Below are 15,633 nucleotides of genomic sequence, written 5' to 3'. Positions count from 1 at the left end.
TCCTCTTTACCTTGCAGGCTTGCTCATGGGCGATAACATTTTTGTCACCAGTCCGCTTTTGCCCCCTCTCGAAAAATTCATGCCGTATCTCGAGAAAATCTGGCAGAACAAGATCCTTACCAACGGTGGCGAATTCCATCAGGAGCTTGAAGAAGCCCTTGCCCGGTATCTTGGCGTTAATCACGTCTGCCTGTTTTCCAACGGTACGCTGGCGCTGTTAACTGCCCTGCAGGCGTTGCGCGTGACCGGGGAAGTGATCACCACGCCATACTCCTTCGTCGCCACCTCTCACACTCTGTTGTGGAACGGCCTGACGCCGGTATTCGCGGATATTGATCCGAAAACCTTTAATATCTGCCCGGAGCGCATCGAAGAGCTGATCACCCCGCAGACAACCGCCATTATGCCGGTGCACTGCTACGGTATCCCGTGCGATGTCGACAAGATCCAGCGCATTGCCGATATTTACGGCCTGAAAGTGATTTATGACGCCGCACATGCCTTTGGCGTTCGCCAGCAGGACAACAGCATCCTGAATCACGGCGATCTCTCCGTGCTGAGCTTCCACGCCACCAAAGTGTTCAACACCATTGAGGGCGGGGCGATCGTCTGTCGCGACGCCAAAATGAAGCAGCGTATTGATTACCTTAAAAACTTTGGTTTTGCCGATGAAACCACCGTGGTGGCGGCGGGGATCAACGGCAAAATGAACGAACTGCAGGCGGCCTTTGGGCTAATGCAGTTGCAGCATATTGATGACGCGCTGGATAAGCGGGCAGCTATTGATGCGTATTACCGCGAACTGCTGGCCGACGTGCCGGGCATGACGCTGCTCTCTGTGCCGGAAAGCACCGACTGGAACCATGCCTATTTCCCGGTGCGCATCAGTAAAGATTACCCCCTGAAGCGTGACGAGCTTTATGCGCTGCTGAAACAAAACGGCATCATGTCGCGCCGCTATTTTTATCCGTTGATCAGCAGCTTCCCGATGTATCGCGGGCTGAACAGCGCCGCCAAATCGCTGCTGCCGGTAGCCAATCAGGTGGCGGAAGAGATCCTCTGTCTGCCCATTTATCCGGATCTGGCGCGTCACGATCAGATGCGCATCGCCGACATCATTAAATCCGCCGCGCTGGTGGGCGTGGAGCCTAAAATGGACGAAGCCGGGTGATGAGGGCAGGCAGATGATTGTGTCGATCATGCAGCCCTATCTTTTCCCGTGGATTGGCTATTTTCAGCTGCTGGCGCAGGCGGACGTTTTCGTGCTTTATGACGATGCCTGCTACATCAAACAGGGCTACATCAACCGCAATACGTTATTAGCGGCGGGGCAGGCGCAGCGCTTTACGCTGCCGGTGCCCGGCGCGTCATCCAATAAACGTATTGGCGAACTGGCATTTGATACCCAGGTTGAGAAGCTGCTTAAGACGCTGCGCCAGAGTTACCGGCACGCCCCGGCGTATTCTGACGTTATGCCGCTTATCGAGGACGTATTACTGCATCAGGATCGTGATATTACCGCCTGTTGCCAGCGGGGAATGGAAAATATCCTCGCTTATCTCGGCCTGACGCGGCGGCTGATCCGCTCATCCGAACTCGACTATGACCGCACGGAGAACGCCGAAAATAAAGTGATCGGCATGTGTAACGCGCTGGGTGGCGATATTTACGTTAACAGTACGGGTGGACGGCACCTTTATTCTGCCGCGGCTTTCGCGGCACAGGGGATCGTACTGCGTTTTCTGCAGGCAAATAATGTCGCCTATGATCAGGGAACGCCTGAATTTGTGCCGAATTTGTCCATTATTGATGTGCTGATGTACTGCACTCCGGATGCCGTGCGCCAGGCGCTGGATTATTATCACTACACTGAGTAAAGCCGCCCATGACAACCAAAACTTTCGGCGGCTATTTCCCGTTAGAATTACCTGCCCCGCAACCGCATTATTATCCGCATGCACGGCAATATCGTTCTGCCCGCAATGCACTTTATCACCTGCTGATGACCCGTCGTCCACAGCGTCTCTGGATGCCGGTGTTAATTTGTCAGAGCGTAATTGATGCGGTGACGGCATCCGGCGTGGAAATCATCTGGTATCAGCTGGATGACGACTATTTCCCGCAGTTATCTGAAGCCTTCGGCGCGGATGACTGTCTGTTATACGTCGATTATTTAGGCCACTGCGAGGCGCAGAGCGAAAGGTTATTACGCCTGTTACCGGCGCAAAGCGTTATTATCGATCGCTCCCAGGGATTTTATTCCCCGCCGCCAAAGGCGCTGGCCTGTCTCTGGTCGCCGCGTAAATTCTTTGGCGTTGCCGACGGGGGATTACTGCAAACGGCAATAACCCTGCCGCCTGCGGATGAGCCGACAGAAGAGACGCACAGTCATACCGCGCATTTATTGCTGCAGCATGAATACGATACCCGGTCAGGCTATGGCGCGTTTTTGCAGGCGGAAGCGGCGCTGAGCACCATTTCGGCCAGCGGCATGTCGGCACTGACCGACAGGTTATTGCGCGCGGTAAATTACCGCGAGATCCAGCAGATCCGCGAGCGAAATTATCGCCTGCTCCGCGCCCGTCTTGCGGATCTGAATGCGTTTCGCTTTCCTGCATTACCCGTCAGCGGCCCTTTTTGTTACCCGTTTTATTTTCCTGCCCGCTCATTGCATGCGGCATTAATTGCCCGGGGCGTCTTTGTGGCGACCTACTGGCGGGAAGTACTGGATCGCGTTACAGCGGACAGCATTGAAGCAAATTTTGTCAATTATATGGTTCCCTTGCCGTGCGACCAGCGTTACAGCGAAAGCGATATGCAGCAATTAAGCGACATTGTCAGGGCGGTGGTGGAAGATGGCGATAAGGACTGAATAATAATGAAAAAATTAAACGTACTGGTGTTTCCCTGCGGTTCAGAAAATGCCGGTGAGATAGCTCAGTCACTGCGTTACTCCCTGCACGTTAACCGTTTAATTGGCGCGTCCAGCGTTGAAGATCACGGTCGTTTTCATTTTTCTGACTATATCGGTGATGTGCCTTTTATTCACGATCCGGCATTCAACGGTTATTTTGGCGATCTGCTGAAAACACAACAGATTGATGTGATTTTCGCCACCCATGATACCGTCTGTGAAAAACTCGCGGGCATGGCGGAATTAGCGGGCTGTTATCTGGTGAACGGCGATCCGCATACCACCCAACTGGCGCGGCGAAAGAGTCTCACCTATCAGGCTTTTGCGGGTACGGACTGGGTACCTGAAATGTATCCGCCGGGCGCAGAACCACAACACTGGCCGGTGATTGTCAAACCCGACTGCGGGCAGGGTGGTAACGGCGTGGTGCTGGCCGCCGATGCGCAACAGCTTGCGCAGGCGATAACGACGATGGACATGCCGGTGATCGTGGAATATCTGCCGGGCCGGGAAGTCACCGTCGACTGTTTTACCGATCGCAACGGCAAGCTGGTGTGGGCCGGGCCGCGTACTCGTGAGCGTATCAGAGCGGGGATCGCCATGCGTTCCACTTTGCTTCCTGTGGATGATGAGATTGCCACCATCGCTGCAGAGATCAATGAACGCGTAACTCTGCGCGGCCCCTGGTTCTTCCAGCTTAAACAGGATAGCTTTGATCGCTGGAAGCTGCTGGAAATCTCCTGCCGTGTCGCGGGGACCATGGTGGCGCAACGCGCCCGCGGGGTGAATTTACCGCTGATGGCGCTGCATGATTATATGGGGCGCGACGTGTCGCCGCTGGTAACGCCGCACGTCACGCTGGTTGAGCGCGCCATCCGCACACGCGCTGATACCGCATTGCAGTATGAGCATGTGTATGTCGATTTTGACGATACGCTGATCATCAACGGCCAGCCGAATCCCACGGTGCTGGCGTTTTTATATCAGTGCCGGATAGACGGCAAGCGCCTTTATTTAATTACCCGCCATGTACATGAGCCGATTGAAACCCTGCATCGCGCGGCAATTTCACCGCTGCTGTTCGATGAGATTATTCACCTCAAAGAAGGTGAAAAGAAATCGGCGTATATCAGCGGTCCGGCCATTTTTATCGATAACTATTTCCCGGAGCGCCTTGATGTCGCGCAGCGGGAAGATGTGCTGGTGCTCGACGTCGACGCCGTCGATTTTTATATCAAGTGATTGTGAATGAGGTTTTCATGACGAATACATGCAGCGAGCACCTTCGCCCACTCTGCGACGCCTTTATGCGGGGAGAGGTTCCCCGTTATATTTTCGGGCGTACGCCTTATGCGGCCAGCATCGCTGAATATATAACGCCGGATGGCGTTATTGATGATTTTACCACTGAGCGCGAATTTGCCGGCCTGCCGGTGGTAAAAATGGCTGATGTTCCGCAGCACGCCATCGTGCTGTCTGCAATTGTCGATGGCCGTCCGGTGAGCGTGGATCGCCTGCTGAAAAGCAGCGGCAGACAGGTTATCGACTATTTTTCATTTAAAAACTACGTTGATTTCCCGCTAAAAGAAGGCGCGTTTGTTTCATCCGCAGCCTTTCAGGACGATTACCGGAACAATCGCGAGAAATACGATCGTATCGCGGCTTTGCTGGCGGATGACATTTCACGCGAAACCTTTTCCCGGCTGGTAAAATTCAGGCTGGAAGAGGATCTTAACCTGATGTCCTGGTTTACGTTCCGCCCCCAGGAAAGCTATTTCGAACCCTTTGTTAATCTGCATACGGAAAAACCCGTATTTGTCGACGTCGGCAGTTTTGACGGTGAAACGGCGCGCGAGTTTATTCGCCGCTGTCCGGCGTATCATCGGGTCGATCTGTTTGAACCTGAGCCGCGGCAGATGGCGGTGATAAAGGAAAAATTAACAAACGAACGTGATATTTATTATCATCAGTGCGGTGCCTCAAATAAGAAAGAGACGCTGACATTCACCTCCTCCGGCAGCTGGTCACACCTTGATGAGAACGGCGATATCGTTATTAACGTCGATACCATTGATTCGCTGGTAACCGAAGCGCCCACCTTTATCAAAATGGACGTAGAGGGCCACGAATATGCGGCGCTGGAAGGCGCGCGCCAGTCGATTATTACGCATCATCCGGCGCTGGCGATTTGCTGCTATCACCGGGTTGATGATTACTGGAAATTGCCTGAGCTGGTCTTCTCGTTCCGATCGGATTATAAGCTGTATCTGCGCCACTATACCGAAGGGGTGCTGGAAACCGTTTTTTACTTTATTCCGGTCTGACCAGTAAGCGCATAAAGATGAAACGGGGAAGCAAGGTAATGTTCCCCGTTCGCTATTTTTTTGTCGATGACACGCGCAATTTTATTATGGATTGTGAGCTAAAACAGGTTTTTAGCTGAGCTGTTGATTAACAGGTATTTTTTGTACATTTTATGCTTCCGCGCTTAGGATTTGGCTTAATGAAGGCAAATAACCGCCCATTTCACCCACTATTCATCCGATTAAAACCCCTCCAGAATCGGATAATCATGCCGATAACTCATTAACGCAGGGCTGTTTATCGTGAATTCAATGTATACCGCTGAAGGTGTAATGGATAAACACTCGCTGTGGCAGCGTTATGTACCACTTGTGCGTCATGAAGCATTGCGCCTGCAGGTGCGTCTGCCGGCGAGTGTGGAACTGGACGATCTGCTACAAGCGGGCGGCATCGGTTTACTGAATGCAGTTGACCGGTACGACGCTCTGCAAGGAACGGCATTTACCACTTACGCAGTGCAGCGTATTCGTGGGGCGATGCTGGATGAACTGCGCAGCCGTGATTGGGTGCCGCGCAGCGTCCGGCGTAATGCCCGCGAAGTGGCACAGGCGATGGGACAGCTGGAGCAGGAACTGGGACGCAACGCGACGGAAACCGAGGTCGCGCAGCGGCTGAGTATTCCTGTCGAAGAATATCGTCAGATGTTGCTCGATACCAATAACAGCCAGCTCTTCTCTTATGACGAGTGGCGGGAAGAGCATGGCGATAGCATCGAGCTGGTGACCGACGATCACCAGCAGGAGAACCCGTTACACCAGTTGCTGGAGAGCAATTTGCGCCATCGCGTGATGGAGGCTATCGAAGCCTTGCCGGAACGTGAGCAACTGGTCCTGACGCTGTACTACCAGGAAGAGCTTAATCTCAAAGAGATTGGCGCGGTGCTGGAAGTCGGCGAGTCGCGGGTGAGCCAGCTCCATAGCCAGGCCATTAAGCGCTTACGTACCAAGCTGGGTAAGTTATAGGCACGTGTTTATCGCCTGAAGAATGCCGCACAACGTATTGACAACCAGGAGTTATCATGACGGTGCAGCACGCTAAAAGACGGCCCTTAAGCCGCTACCTGAAAGACTTTAAACACAGCCAGACGCATTGTGCGCATTGCCACAAACTGCTCGATCGCATCACGCTGGTGCGCCGCGGTGAGATCGTTAACAAGATCGCGATTTCCCGCCTCGACACCCTGCTGGACGAAGCCGCCTGGCAACAGGAACAGCAAGAGTGGGTCGCGCTATGTCGTTTCTGCGGCGATTTGCACTGCAAAGAGCAGAGCGATTTCTTCGATATTATCGGTTTTAAACAGTATCTGTTTGAGCAAACCGAAATGAGCCACGGCACGGTGCGTGAGTATGTTGTCCGCCTGCGCCGTCTTGGCAACCATCTTACGGAAAATAATGTTTCTCACGATCAGCTGGCTGATGGCTTCCTTGATGAAGTCCTGGAACCCTGGCTGCCGTTGACCAGCACCAATAACTACCGGATTGCGCTGCGCAAGTACGCCCAGTTCAGGTCACAATCCCACTTTATCGCCGCGCAGAAAATCGCGCCTCAGGCAACTTCTGATATATATTAAAAATGAATAACATGTAGCGTAGTGGTGTTTGACCAACAGGCCATACACCATGCACTATCGTGAAAATTTTCTTATTCGGGGTGACTATGAAACTTGTTCAGTTAGGTCGTCAGGCGCTGATGGGCGTTATGGCTGTTGCGCTGGTAGCAGGTATGAGCGCGACGACGTTCGCGGCAGATAATGTGCTTAATAAAGTTAAAGAACGCGGAACCTTACTGGTTGGGCTGGAAGGCACTTATCCGCCCTTCAGCTTCCAGGGAGATGACGGCAAACTGACTGGCTTCGAAGTGGAGTTTGCGCAGGAGCTGGCAAAACATCTTGGCGTGAAAGCCGATCTTAAGCCTACCAAGTGGGACGGCATGCTGGCGTCGCTGGACTCCAAACGCATTGATGTGGTGATTAACCAGGTCACCATCTCCGATGAGCGTAAGAAAAAATATGATTTCTCCACGCCGTACACCATCTCCGGTATCCAGGCGCTGGTGAAAAAAGGTAACGAAAGCGGCATCAAAACCGCTGCCGATCTGAAAGGCAAAAAAGTCGGCGTGGGCCTCGGCACCAACTATGAAGAGTGGCTGCGCCAGAATGTACAGGGCGTGGACATTCGTACCTATGACGATGACCCGACCAAATATCAGGATCTGCGCGTAGGCCGTATCGACGCCATTCTGGTGGATCGCCTGGCGGCGCTGGACCTGGTGAAGAAAACCAAAGACACGCTGGCGGTAGCAGGCGATGCGTTCTCCCGTCAGGAAGCGGGCGTGGCCGTGCGTAAAGGCGATGACGATCTGCTGAAAGCTATCGATGCCGCCATTGCGGATATGCAGAAAGACGGCACCCTGAAGGCGCTGTCTGAGAAGTGGTTTGGCGCTGACGTGACGAAATAATCATCGGCAGTTAACGAAAAAGGCGCTGATTAGAGCGCCTTTTTTATTTATTGCGCCGTACCGTGCATAATCAGTGAATGATTCGTTACACAGCACCGGAGATTTCATGTCCCTGCATAATTTAACCCGTTTTCCCCGCCTCGAATTTATCGGCGCGCCCACGCCGCTGGAGTACCTGCCGCGTTTTTCCGATTATCTGGGCCGCGAGATCTTCATCAAGCGCGATGATGTGACGCCGATTGCCATGGGCGGCAACAAGCTGCGTAAGCTGGAGTTCCTCGCCGCCGATGCGCTGCGCGAAGGGGCCGATACGCTGGTGACCGCAGGCGCCATCCAGTCCAACCACGTACGTCAGACGGCGGCGGTGGCGGCGAAGCTGGGGCTGAACTGCGTGGCGCTGCTGGAAAATCCCATCGGCACCCGCGCCGAAAACTACCTCACTAATGGCAACCGCCTGCTGCTGGATCTGTTCAGCGCGCAAATAGAGATGTGCGACGCGCTGACCGATCCGGTTCGCCAGCTGGATGAACTGGCGACGCGCGTTGAAGCCCAGGGTTTTCGTCCGTATGTGATCCCGGTGGGCGGATCCAACGCGCTGGGGGCGCTTGGCTATGTGGAAAGCGCGCTGGAAATCACCCGCCAGTGCGAAGATACGGTGGACATTTCCTCGGTGGTGGTGGCCTCCGGCAGCGCCGGGACGCATGCCGGACTGGCGGTGGGCCTCGGGCAGTTAATGCCGCAGGCGGAGCTGATTGGCGTCACGGTATCGCGCAGCGTGGCGGATCAGCAGCCGAAAGTGGCCACGCTGGTTAAGGAGCTGGATACCCTGCTGGACGTACAGACCCGCGCGGACATTGTGTTGTGGGACGACTATTTTGCGCCATCCTACGGCACGCCTAACCCGGAAGGGCTGGAAGCAGTAAAACTGCTGGCGCGTCTGGAAGGCATTTTGCTCGATCCGGTGTACACCGGCAAAGCCATGGCGGGCTTGATTGACGGTATCAGTCAGAATCGCTTTAAGGATCAGGGACCGGTTCTGTTTATACACACAGGTGGCGCACCGGCGCTTTTCGCCTACCACCCCCATGTCTGATTTGCGAACAGAAGAACGATAATGCAAGAAAGTATACAACTGGTGATCGACTCCGCGCCCTTCCTGCTTCGCGGGGCGGTATTTACGCTACAGCTCAGTATCGGCGGCATGTTTTTTGGCCTGCTGCTGGGCTTTATTCTGGCGCTGATGCGCATGTCGCCGCTGCTGCCGATCCGCTGGCTGGCGCGCTTTTATATCTCTGTCTTCCGTGGCACGCCGCTGATCGCGCAGCTATTTATGATTTACTACGGGCTACCGCAGTTCGGGATCGAACTGGATCCGCTTCCGGCGGCGATGATTGGCCTGTCGCTCAACACCGCGGCCTATACTTCAGAAACGCTGCGCGCGGCTATTTCCTCCATCGACAAAGGTCAGTGGGAAGCGGCGGCCAGTATCGGTATGACGCCATGGCAGACGCTACGCCGGGCGATTTTGCCGCAGGCGGCGCGGGTGGCGTTACCGCCGCTGAGCAACAGTTTTATTAGTCTGGTGAAAGACACCTCGCTGGCGGCCACCATTCAGGTGCCGGAGCTGTTCCGTCAGGCCCAGCTGATCACCTCCCGTACGCTGGAAGTGTTCACTATGTATCTGGCCGCGTCCCTGATTTACTGGGTGATGGCGACGGTGCTGTCGGCGCTGCAAAATTATTTTGAAAATCAGCTTAACCGCCAGGAGCGTGATCCAAAATGAGTGCGATTGAAGTAAAAGACCTGGTGAAGAAGTTTCACGGCCAGACGGTGCTGCACGGTATTAACCTCGAAGTGGAAGAGGGCGAAGTGGTGGCGATTATCGGGCCTAGCGGATCCGGTAAAACCACGCTGCTGCGTAGTATCAACCTGCTGGAACAGCCGGAAAGCGGCACCATTCGGGTAGGTAAGATTGCCATCGATGCCGGACGGTCGCTCAGCTCGCAAAAAGCGGCTATCCGTGAACTGCGTCAGCGCGTGGGCTTTGTCTTTCAGAGTTTTAATCTGTTCCCGCACCGCACGGTGCTGGAGAACATTATTGAGGGGCCGGTCATCGTCAAAGGCGAAGCAAAAACCGAGGCGGCCACCCGCGCCAGAGAACTGCTGGCGAAAGTGGGACTGAGCGGCAAGGAAACCAGCTATCCGAAGCGTTTATCCGGCGGGCAGCAACAGCGCGTGGCCATTGCCCGTGCGCTGGCAATGCGTCCGGATGTCATTCTTTTTGATGAGCCGACCTCCGCGCTCGATCCCGAACTGGTGGGCGAGGTACTGAGCACCATTCGTCAACTGGCGCAGGAAAAGCGCACCATGGTGATCGTTACTCATGAGATGAGCTTTGCCCGCGATGTCGCCGATCGTGCCATTTTTATGGATCAGGGGCGTATTGTCGAACAGGGCCCGGCAAAAGATCTGTTTGCTAATCCGCAACAGCCGCGCACCCAACAGTTCCTCGAAAAATTCCTCATGCAATAACAAAGGCGGATCGCCTCAGGCGATCCTGCTTTAATTTATCTTAAGTTAAGTTTTTTATCGGGCAGTTGCAATATTTCCTTTTGGTCTGAATTATTCTAAATATTTCTAAAGCGGTATTTGAAATACCGCTATTAATGCTGACCAGTACAATGAATCGACAATAAGATGCGGGTTATTCCATACCAGGTCGTTATTTTGTATTTATAAATAAGTTTTATGTGTTAGTTTTATACATTCATAATAATGATGATAACAAGCAGGGGTTTTACCGGTATATATGCAGGAGACAGACTTTTTCACCTGGCGACGGGAGTTGCTGCATCTTTTTCAGGGGATGACATCAGCGGCAGAGGTTTATAACGAGCTACAGCGTCAGACGCAGCAGCTGGAATTTGATTATTTCTCACTTTGTGTGCGGCATCCTGTGCCTTTCACGCGGCCCAAATTATCCCTGGAGACCACTTACCCTCACGCATGGACCTCGCATTATCAGGCGGAAAACTATTTCGCCATCGATCCGGTGCTGAGGCCTGAGAATTTTATTCAGGGACACCTGCCGTGGAGCGATCGCTTATTTAGCGAAGCCCAGCCTTTATGGGATGGCGCGCGCGATCATGGTCTGCGTAAAGGCGTCACCCAGTGCCTGATGCTGCCCAACCGGGCGATGGGCTTTCTTTCTGTATCCCGCACCGATGTGCGCGGTAAAACGCGCTCTGACGATGAGATAGAGTTACGCCTGCAATTTCTGGTGCAGATGAGCCTGCTGACGCTGAGCAAGCTGAATGATGATACTGTGGCCGCGCCGGAGATGAAATTCAGCAAACGCGAGCGTGAGATCCTGAAGTGGACGGCGGAAGGGAAGACCTCGGCGGAGATTGCGATGATCCTGTCCATCTCGGAGAATACGGTGAACTTCCACCAGAAAAATATGCAGAAAAAATTCAATGCGCCTAATAAAACGCAGATAGCCTGCTATGCGGCGGCGACAGGGTTTATCTGAAAGACGATACGTTTCGCGTGTCGAACGTTACACCGGCTGACAGGGCAACACACTGTCAGCCGGTTTTTTATTACTGACGGTAAGCCTGTTTAATCTGCTTAACAGTGGCAGCAAAGACGTCAGCCTGCGCCGTATCTTCCATCTGGGCAATCTGCTTTTCCAGCTTCAGGATCACCCGGCCTGCGTCTGCCTGGCCCATCGCCTGTAACATCAGGGTTACCAGCGCTTTCATGCAGGAGACTTCCTGAGCCAGTTCAGGGCCATTTTCGGCAGTAGTGAAATCGGGTGTGTTCATGTAACGTCCTCGGTATGTAACAGCGCCTGAATGCGCCAGTGAATGTGAAGGCGGCGGAGTATACCACAAGGCCGGCAAAAAATAGCAGTGCTTGTTTTTTGATCGTTATTGATGCCGTTTAACAAATTAATCCCATAAATGATAACCAGTATAATTATCTGTTACACAATATATGTTTATAGCCGGTATCCCGCTGGTTAAATATTGTTAAATGACAGTCATTAATTACCGCTTCGTTTATCCGGTGATATTTAAATCTTTGAATAAACGCTGCTTAAATCGGCCACTTTAGACGTCATTTAGCACTTTTTCTTTCCGGAAATTGTACAGTCCTGTTTCCACCTGCCTGACCGAAAACGTACCCTGCGCATTTTTGGATTTTTATCTTGCGCTAAAAAACGGTAATATGTGCAGAATTAACTGAAAGTAGCGTTATCCCTATTCTGGAGATTTCCTTTGATCAACGTCCTTCTTGTTGATGACCACGAACTGGTGCGCGCAGGGATACGACGCATTCTGGAAGATATTAAGGGTATAAAAGTTTCCGGCGAGGTTTGCTGTGGCGAAGATGCTGTTAAATGGTGTCGCGCTAATCCTGTCGACGTCGTATTGATGGATATGAACATGCCCGGTATTGGCGGCCTTGAAGCCACGCGTAAAATCGCGCGCTCAACCGCTGACACCAAAGTCATTATGCTTACCGTGCATACTGAAAACCCGCTGCCGGCGAAAGTGATGCAGGCGGGCGCGGCTGGCTATCTGAGCAAAGGCGCTGCGCCTAAAGAGATGGTTAACGCCATTCGCTCTGTGTATGCCGGTCAGCGCTATATTGCCTCGGACATTGCCCAGCAGATGGCGCTCAGTCAGATTGAGCCGGAAAAAACCGCATCGCCGTTCGCAAGTTTGTCGGAACGCGAGTTGCAGATTATGCTGATGATTACCAAAGGCCAGAAGGTGAATGAGATCTCAGAGCAACTGAATCTCAGCCCGAAGACGGTGAACAGCTATCGCTACCGGATGTTCAGTAAATTAAACATTCACGGCGATGTTGAGCTGACCCATCTGGCCATTCGACATGGTCTGTGTAATGCGGAGACGTTATCAAGTCAGTGAGTGAAGTTTTTGAACCCAAAGCCTTCCTGAGCACGGTGACCAGCAAACCCGGCGTCTACCGTATGTATGATGCCGGCGGTACCGTCATTTATGTCGGTAAAGCCAAAGATCTCAAGAAGCGGCTGTCCAGCTATTTTCGTACCAACGTCGGCTCACGGAAAACCGAGGCGCTGGTGTCGCAAATCCAGCAAATCGACGTCACGGTTACCCATACCGAGACTGAAGCCCTGTTGCTTGAACATAACTACATCAAACTGTATCAGCCACGTTACAACGTGCTGCTGCGGGATGATAAATCCTATCCTTTCATTTTCCTGAGCGCCGATACCCATCCGCGGCTGGCCACGCACCGTGGCGCAAAGCATGCGAAAGGCGAGTATTTTGGGCCTTTCCCGAACGGCTATGCGGTGCGCGAAACCCTGGCGCTGCTGCAGAAGATTTTCCCCATCCGCCAGTGCGAAAACAGCGTTTATCGCAACCGCTCGCGCCCGTGCCTGCAATATCAGATTGGCCGCTGTCTGGGCCCCTGTGTGGCAGGACTGGTCAGCGAGGAAGAGTATGCGCAGCAGGTGGATTACGTCCGGCTGTTCCTGGCGGGGAAAGACGATCAGGTGTTGAACCTGCTGATCGAACGTATGGAAAAGGCCAGCCTGGCGCTGGACTTTGAACAGGCGGCGCGGATACGCGATCAGATCCAGGCGGTCAGACGCGTCACGGAAAAACAGTTTGTCTCCAATACCGGCGACGATCTGGACGTGATTGGCGTCTCCTTTGATGCGGGCATGGCCTGTGTCCACGTGCTGTTTATTCGTCAGGGAAAAGTGCTCGGCAGCCGCAGCTATTTCCCGAAAGTTCCGGGCGGCACTGAGCTTGGCGAGGTGGTGGAAACTTTCGTCGGTCAGTTCTACCTGCAGGGTAGCCAGATGCGCACGCTGCCTTCCGAGATCCTGCTGGACTTTAATCTGACGGACAAAACGCTGCTGGCGGATTCCCTGTCGGCGGTTGCGGGGCGGCGCGTAAACGTGCAGACCAAACCGCGCGGCGATCGGGCGCGTTACCTGAAACTGGCTCGCACCAATGCTGCGACAGCGCTGAGCACTAAGCTTTCGCAGCAGTCGACCATTCATCAGCGTATGGCGGCACTCGCCGCTATGCTCAAGCTGCCGGAAGTAAAGCGCATGGAGTGTTTTGACATCAGTCATACCATGGGTGAACAGACGGTGGCGTCCTGCGTGGTATTTGATGCCAATGGCCCGGTGCGCGCCGAGTATCGCCGCTACAATATTACCGGCATTACCCCCGGCGATGATTACGCGGCGATGAACCAGGTGCTGCGCCGTCGTTACGGCAAGGCAATCGAGGAGAGTAAAGTTCCCGACGTGGTGCTGATCGACGGCGGGAAAGGGCAGCTGGGTCAGGCAAAAGCGGTGTTTGCTGAACTGGATGTTCCCTGGGATAAGCATCATCCCTTATTACTGGGGGTGGCAAAAGGCACCGATCGTAAAGCCGGGCTGGAAACGCTGTTCTTCGAACCGGAAGGCGAGGGCTTTAACCTGCCGCCGGACTCCCCGGCGCTGCATGTGATCCAGCACATTCGCGACGAGTCACACGATCACGCCATCAGCGGACATCGAAAAAAACGGGCAAAAGTTAAAAATACCAGTACGCTTGAAACTATCGAGGGCGTAGGGCCGAAACGTCGGCAAATGTTGTTGAAATACATGGGCGGTTTGCAAGGTTTACTCAATGCCACTATTGAGGAAATTGCAAAAGTGCCGGGTATTTCGCAAGGCCTGGCAGAAAAGATCTACTACTCGTTGAAACATTAAGGGCTATGTAGCAACATAGAGCTAATTTTTACTGACAACAGACAGTTACCCGTCACTATGCGATTTAATATCCCGACGTTACTAACGCTTTTTCGAGTCATTTTGATCCCGTTCTTCGTGGTGGCATTTTATCTGCCGTTCGTCTGGGCTCCTTTTGCATGTGCGCTGATTTTCTGCTTTGCGGCGATCACTGACTGGTTTGACGGGTTTCTGGCGCGGCGCTGGAATCAGAGCACGCGTTTTGGCGCGTTTCTCGATCCGGTCGCCGATAAAGTGCTGGTGGCTATTGCGATGGTGCTGGTTGTCCAGCACTATCACGTATGGTGGGTAACCTTACCGGCGGCAACCATGATTGCGCGCGAGATCATCATCTCTGCGCTGCGTGAGTGGATGGCGGAAATGGGCAAACGTAGCAGCGTGGCCGTCTCCTGGATCGGTAAAGTGAAAACCACGGCGCAGATGGTGGCGCTGGTGGGGCTGCTGTGGCGTCCTAACCAGCTCACGGAATACGCGGCCGTAGGCCTGCTGTTTGTGGCTGCGGTGCTGACGCTGTGGTCTATGCTGCAATATTTAAACGCCGCGCGCGGCGATTTGCTTGAACCGTGATCGTTTCGCCGTAAATTTCAGCAAACGATCCTGAGTTTGAAAAAATATCGTTGACTCAGTGCGTCAGGTAAGTAGAATGCATCGCATCAGACGGCGGCACTGCTTGCCAGAAGATAGTAAAATCAAGTGATTAGCTAATCACAAGATATTGCGGGAATAGCTCAGTTGGTAGAGCACGACCTTGCCAAGGTCGGGGTCGCGAGTTCGAGTCTCGTTTCCCGCTCCAGTTTATAGCATCGGCATATTGCGGATGCTGGTCGCAAGACCTGAAGATTTTCGGCGCGTTAGCAAAGCGGTTATGTAGCGGATTGCAAATCCGTCTAGTCCGGTTCGACTCCGGAACGCGCCTCCAATTTCTTCCCGAGCCCGGATGGTGAAATCGGTAGACACAAGGGATTTAAAATCCCTCGGCTTATGGCTGTGCGGGTTCAAGTCCCGCTCCGGGTACCATGGGAAACCTCGAATAAAATCAATGATAAGCAGTGTCGTGTAAGCCACCTTCGGGTGGTTTTTTTATGCCTGA

The 15,633-nt window shown here is 53.4% G+C and carries 16 protein-coding genes and 3 tRNA genes; 18 read left to right on the top strand and 1 reads right to left on the bottom strand.

Annotated features, from left to right (window positions below; all coding sequences use genetic code 11):
• The first annotated feature begins 25 nt into the window (after positions 1–25).
• The 12 genes from QRD42_RS16730 to sdiA all read left to right on the top strand — a co-directional run bounded on the left by QRD42_RS16730 (position 26) and on the right by sdiA (position 11,267).
• Positions 26–1,171: a DegT/DnrJ/EryC1/StrS family aminotransferase gene (locus tag QRD42_RS16730; protein ID WP_072568908.1), complete on the top strand. Its 1,146-nt coding sequence runs from the start codon at positions 26–28 to the stop codon at positions 1,169–1,171.
• Between the two features lie 13 nt (positions 1,172–1,184).
• Positions 1,185–1,877, top strand: coding sequence for a WbqC family protein (locus QRD42_RS16725; RefSeq protein WP_321987658.1), 693 nt, complete (start codon positions 1,185–1,187; stop codon positions 1,875–1,877).
• Positions 1,878–1,885: 8 nt separating this feature from the next.
• The gene (locus QRD42_RS16720; protein ID WP_321987657.1) at positions 1,886–2,872 is read left to right on the top strand and encodes a hypothetical protein; all 987 of its coding nucleotides are present in this window, start codon (positions 1,886–1,888) and stop codon (positions 2,870–2,872) included.
• Positions 2,873–2,878: 6 nt separating this feature from the next.
• Entirely contained in the window at positions 2,879–4,156 is a 1,278-nt protein-coding gene (locus QRD42_RS16715) for an ATP-grasp domain-containing protein (RefSeq protein ID WP_321987656.1), read from the top strand.
• 17 nt (positions 4,157–4,173) lie between these two features.
• Positions 4,174–5,238, top strand: coding sequence for an FkbM family methyltransferase (locus QRD42_RS16710; protein ID WP_321987655.1), 1,065 nt, complete (start codon positions 4,174–4,176; stop codon positions 5,236–5,238).
• Between the two features lie 282 nt (positions 5,239–5,520).
• Complete coding sequence (locus QRD42_RS16705; RefSeq protein ID WP_072568903.1) at positions 5,521–6,240, top strand: RNA polymerase sigma factor FliA; 720 nt, start codon at positions 5,521–5,523, stop codon at positions 6,238–6,240.
• A 56-nt stretch (positions 6,241–6,296) separates the two neighbouring features.
• Positions 6,297–6,848: a flagella biosynthesis regulatory protein FliZ gene (fliZ, locus tag QRD42_RS16700; protein WP_318377573.1), complete on the top strand. Its 552-nt coding sequence runs from the start codon at positions 6,297–6,299 to the stop codon at positions 6,846–6,848.
• Positions 6,849–6,934: 86 nt separating this feature from the next.
• A complete protein-coding gene (tcyJ, locus tag QRD42_RS16695) occupies positions 6,935–7,735 on the top strand; it encodes a cystine ABC transporter substrate-binding protein (protein WP_072569473.1) in 801 nt (266 codons plus the stop codon).
• Between the two features lie 106 nt (positions 7,736–7,841).
• The gene (gene dcyD / locus QRD42_RS16690; protein WP_072568901.1) at positions 7,842–8,828 is read left to right on the top strand and encodes a D-cysteine desulfhydrase; all 987 of its coding nucleotides are present in this window, start codon (positions 7,842–7,844) and stop codon (positions 8,826–8,828) included.
• 21 nt (positions 8,829–8,849) lie between these two features.
• On the top strand, positions 8,850–9,518 hold the full coding sequence (gene tcyL / locus QRD42_RS16685) for a cystine ABC transporter permease (protein ID WP_072568900.1): 669 nt from the start codon (positions 8,850–8,852) through the stop codon (positions 9,516–9,518).
• Positions 9,515–10,267 (top strand): L-cystine ABC transporter ATP-binding protein TcyN, encoded by a 753-nt coding sequence (tcyN, locus tag QRD42_RS16680; protein ID WP_321987654.1) that lies wholly within the window; start codon positions 9,515–9,517, stop codon positions 10,265–10,267. The genes tcyL and tcyN overlap by 4 nt, the downstream gene beginning before the upstream one ends.
• 277 nt (positions 10,268–10,544) lie before the next feature.
• Positions 10,545–11,267: a transcriptional regulator SdiA gene (sdiA, locus tag QRD42_RS16675; RefSeq protein WP_318364683.1), complete on the top strand. Its 723-nt coding sequence runs from the start codon at positions 10,545–10,547 to the stop codon at positions 11,265–11,267.
• A gap of 70 nt (positions 11,268–11,337) precedes the next feature.
• Here sdiA and QRD42_RS16670 read toward each other — a convergent pair whose 3' ends face one another.
• The gene (locus tag QRD42_RS16670) at positions 11,338–11,562 is read right to left on the bottom strand and encodes a DUF2594 family protein (RefSeq protein ID WP_072568897.1); all 225 of its coding nucleotides are present in this window, start codon (positions 11,560–11,562) and stop codon (positions 11,338–11,340) included.
• Positions 11,563–12,018: 456 nt separating this feature from the next.
• Here QRD42_RS16670 and uvrY point away from each other — a divergent pair, with 456 nt between their 5' ends.
• The 6 genes from uvrY (at position 12,019) to QRD42_RS16640 (ending at position 15,560) form a co-directional block, all read left to right on the top strand.
• Positions 12,019–12,675 carry a UvrY/SirA/GacA family response regulator transcription factor gene (gene uvrY / locus QRD42_RS16665; RefSeq protein ID WP_072568896.1) on the top strand — a complete coding sequence of 219 codons (657 nt, stop codon included), beginning with the start codon at positions 12,019–12,021 and terminating at the stop codon, positions 12,673–12,675.
• Positions 12,672–14,504, top strand: a complete 1,833-nt coding sequence (gene uvrC, locus QRD42_RS16660) for an excinuclease ABC subunit UvrC (RefSeq protein ID WP_321987653.1) — start codon at positions 12,672–12,674, stop codon at positions 14,502–14,504. The genes uvrY and uvrC overlap by 4 nt, the downstream gene beginning before the upstream one ends.
• A gap of 57 nt (positions 14,505–14,561) precedes the next feature.
• Complete coding sequence (gene pgsA / locus QRD42_RS16655) at positions 14,562–15,110, top strand: CDP-diacylglycerol--glycerol-3-phosphate 3-phosphatidyltransferase (RefSeq protein ID WP_072568894.1); 549 nt, start codon at positions 14,562–14,564, stop codon at positions 15,108–15,110.
• Positions 15,111–15,260: 150 nt separating this feature from the next.
• Positions 15,261–15,336 (top strand) — tRNA-Gly (locus tag QRD42_RS16650).
• A 52-nt stretch (positions 15,337–15,388) separates the two neighbouring features.
• A tRNA-Cys gene (locus tag QRD42_RS16645) sits at positions 15,389–15,462 on the top strand.
• Between the two features lie 12 nt (positions 15,463–15,474).
• Positions 15,475–15,560, top strand: a tRNA-Leu gene (locus QRD42_RS16640).
• Positions 15,561–15,633: the final 73 nt, after the last annotated feature.

Source organism: Enterobacter sp. PGRG2 (assembly GCF_030291195.1).
Taxonomy (GTDB): domain Bacteria; phylum Pseudomonadota; class Gammaproteobacteria; order Enterobacterales; family Enterobacteriaceae; genus Enterobacter_D.
This window is presented reverse-complemented; position numbering and strand designations above follow the sequence as displayed.

What these genes read in the sequence shown, in the direction of transcription:
- pgsA (WP_072568894.1), top strand. Translation starts at nt 14,562, where the DNA reads ATGCGATTTAATATCCCGACGTTACTAACGCTTTTTCGAGTCATTTTG.
- tcyN (WP_321987654.1), top strand. Translation starts at nt 9,515, where the DNA reads ATGAGTGCGATTGAAGTAAAAGACCTGGTGAAGAAGTTTCACGGCCAG.
- QRD42_RS16670 (WP_072568897.1), bottom strand. Translation starts at nt 11,562, where the DNA reads ATGAACACACCCGATTTCACTACTGCCGAAAATGGCCCTGAACTGGCT.
- tcyJ (WP_072569473.1), top strand. Translation starts at nt 6,935, where the DNA reads ATGAAACTTGTTCAGTTAGGTCGTCAGGCGCTGATGGGCGTTATGGCT.
- QRD42_RS16725 (WP_321987658.1), top strand. Translation starts at nt 1,185, where the DNA reads ATGATTGTGTCGATCATGCAGCCCTATCTTTTCCCGTGGATTGGCTAT.
- QRD42_RS16710 (WP_321987655.1), top strand. Translation starts at nt 4,174, where the DNA reads ATGACGAATACATGCAGCGAGCACCTTCGCCCACTCTGCGACGCCTTT.
- sdiA (WP_318364683.1), top strand. Translation starts at nt 10,545, where the DNA reads ATGCAGGAGACAGACTTTTTCACCTGGCGACGGGAGTTGCTGCATCTT.
- fliZ (WP_318377573.1), top strand. Translation starts at nt 6,297, where the DNA reads ATGACGGTGCAGCACGCTAAAAGACGGCCCTTAAGCCGCTACCTGAAA.
- tcyL (WP_072568900.1), top strand. Translation starts at nt 8,850, where the DNA reads ATGCAAGAAAGTATACAACTGGTGATCGACTCCGCGCCCTTCCTGCTT.
- QRD42_RS16730 (WP_072568908.1), top strand. Translation starts at nt 26, where the DNA reads ATGGGCGATAACATTTTTGTCACCAGTCCGCTTTTGCCCCCTCTCGAA.
- QRD42_RS16720 (WP_321987657.1), top strand. Translation starts at nt 1,886, where the DNA reads ATGACAACCAAAACTTTCGGCGGCTATTTCCCGTTAGAATTACCTGCC.
- dcyD (WP_072568901.1), top strand. Translation starts at nt 7,842, where the DNA reads ATGTCCCTGCATAATTTAACCCGTTTTCCCCGCCTCGAATTTATCGGC.
- QRD42_RS16715 (WP_321987656.1), top strand. Translation starts at nt 2,879, where the DNA reads ATGAAAAAATTAAACGTACTGGTGTTTCCCTGCGGTTCAGAAAATGCC.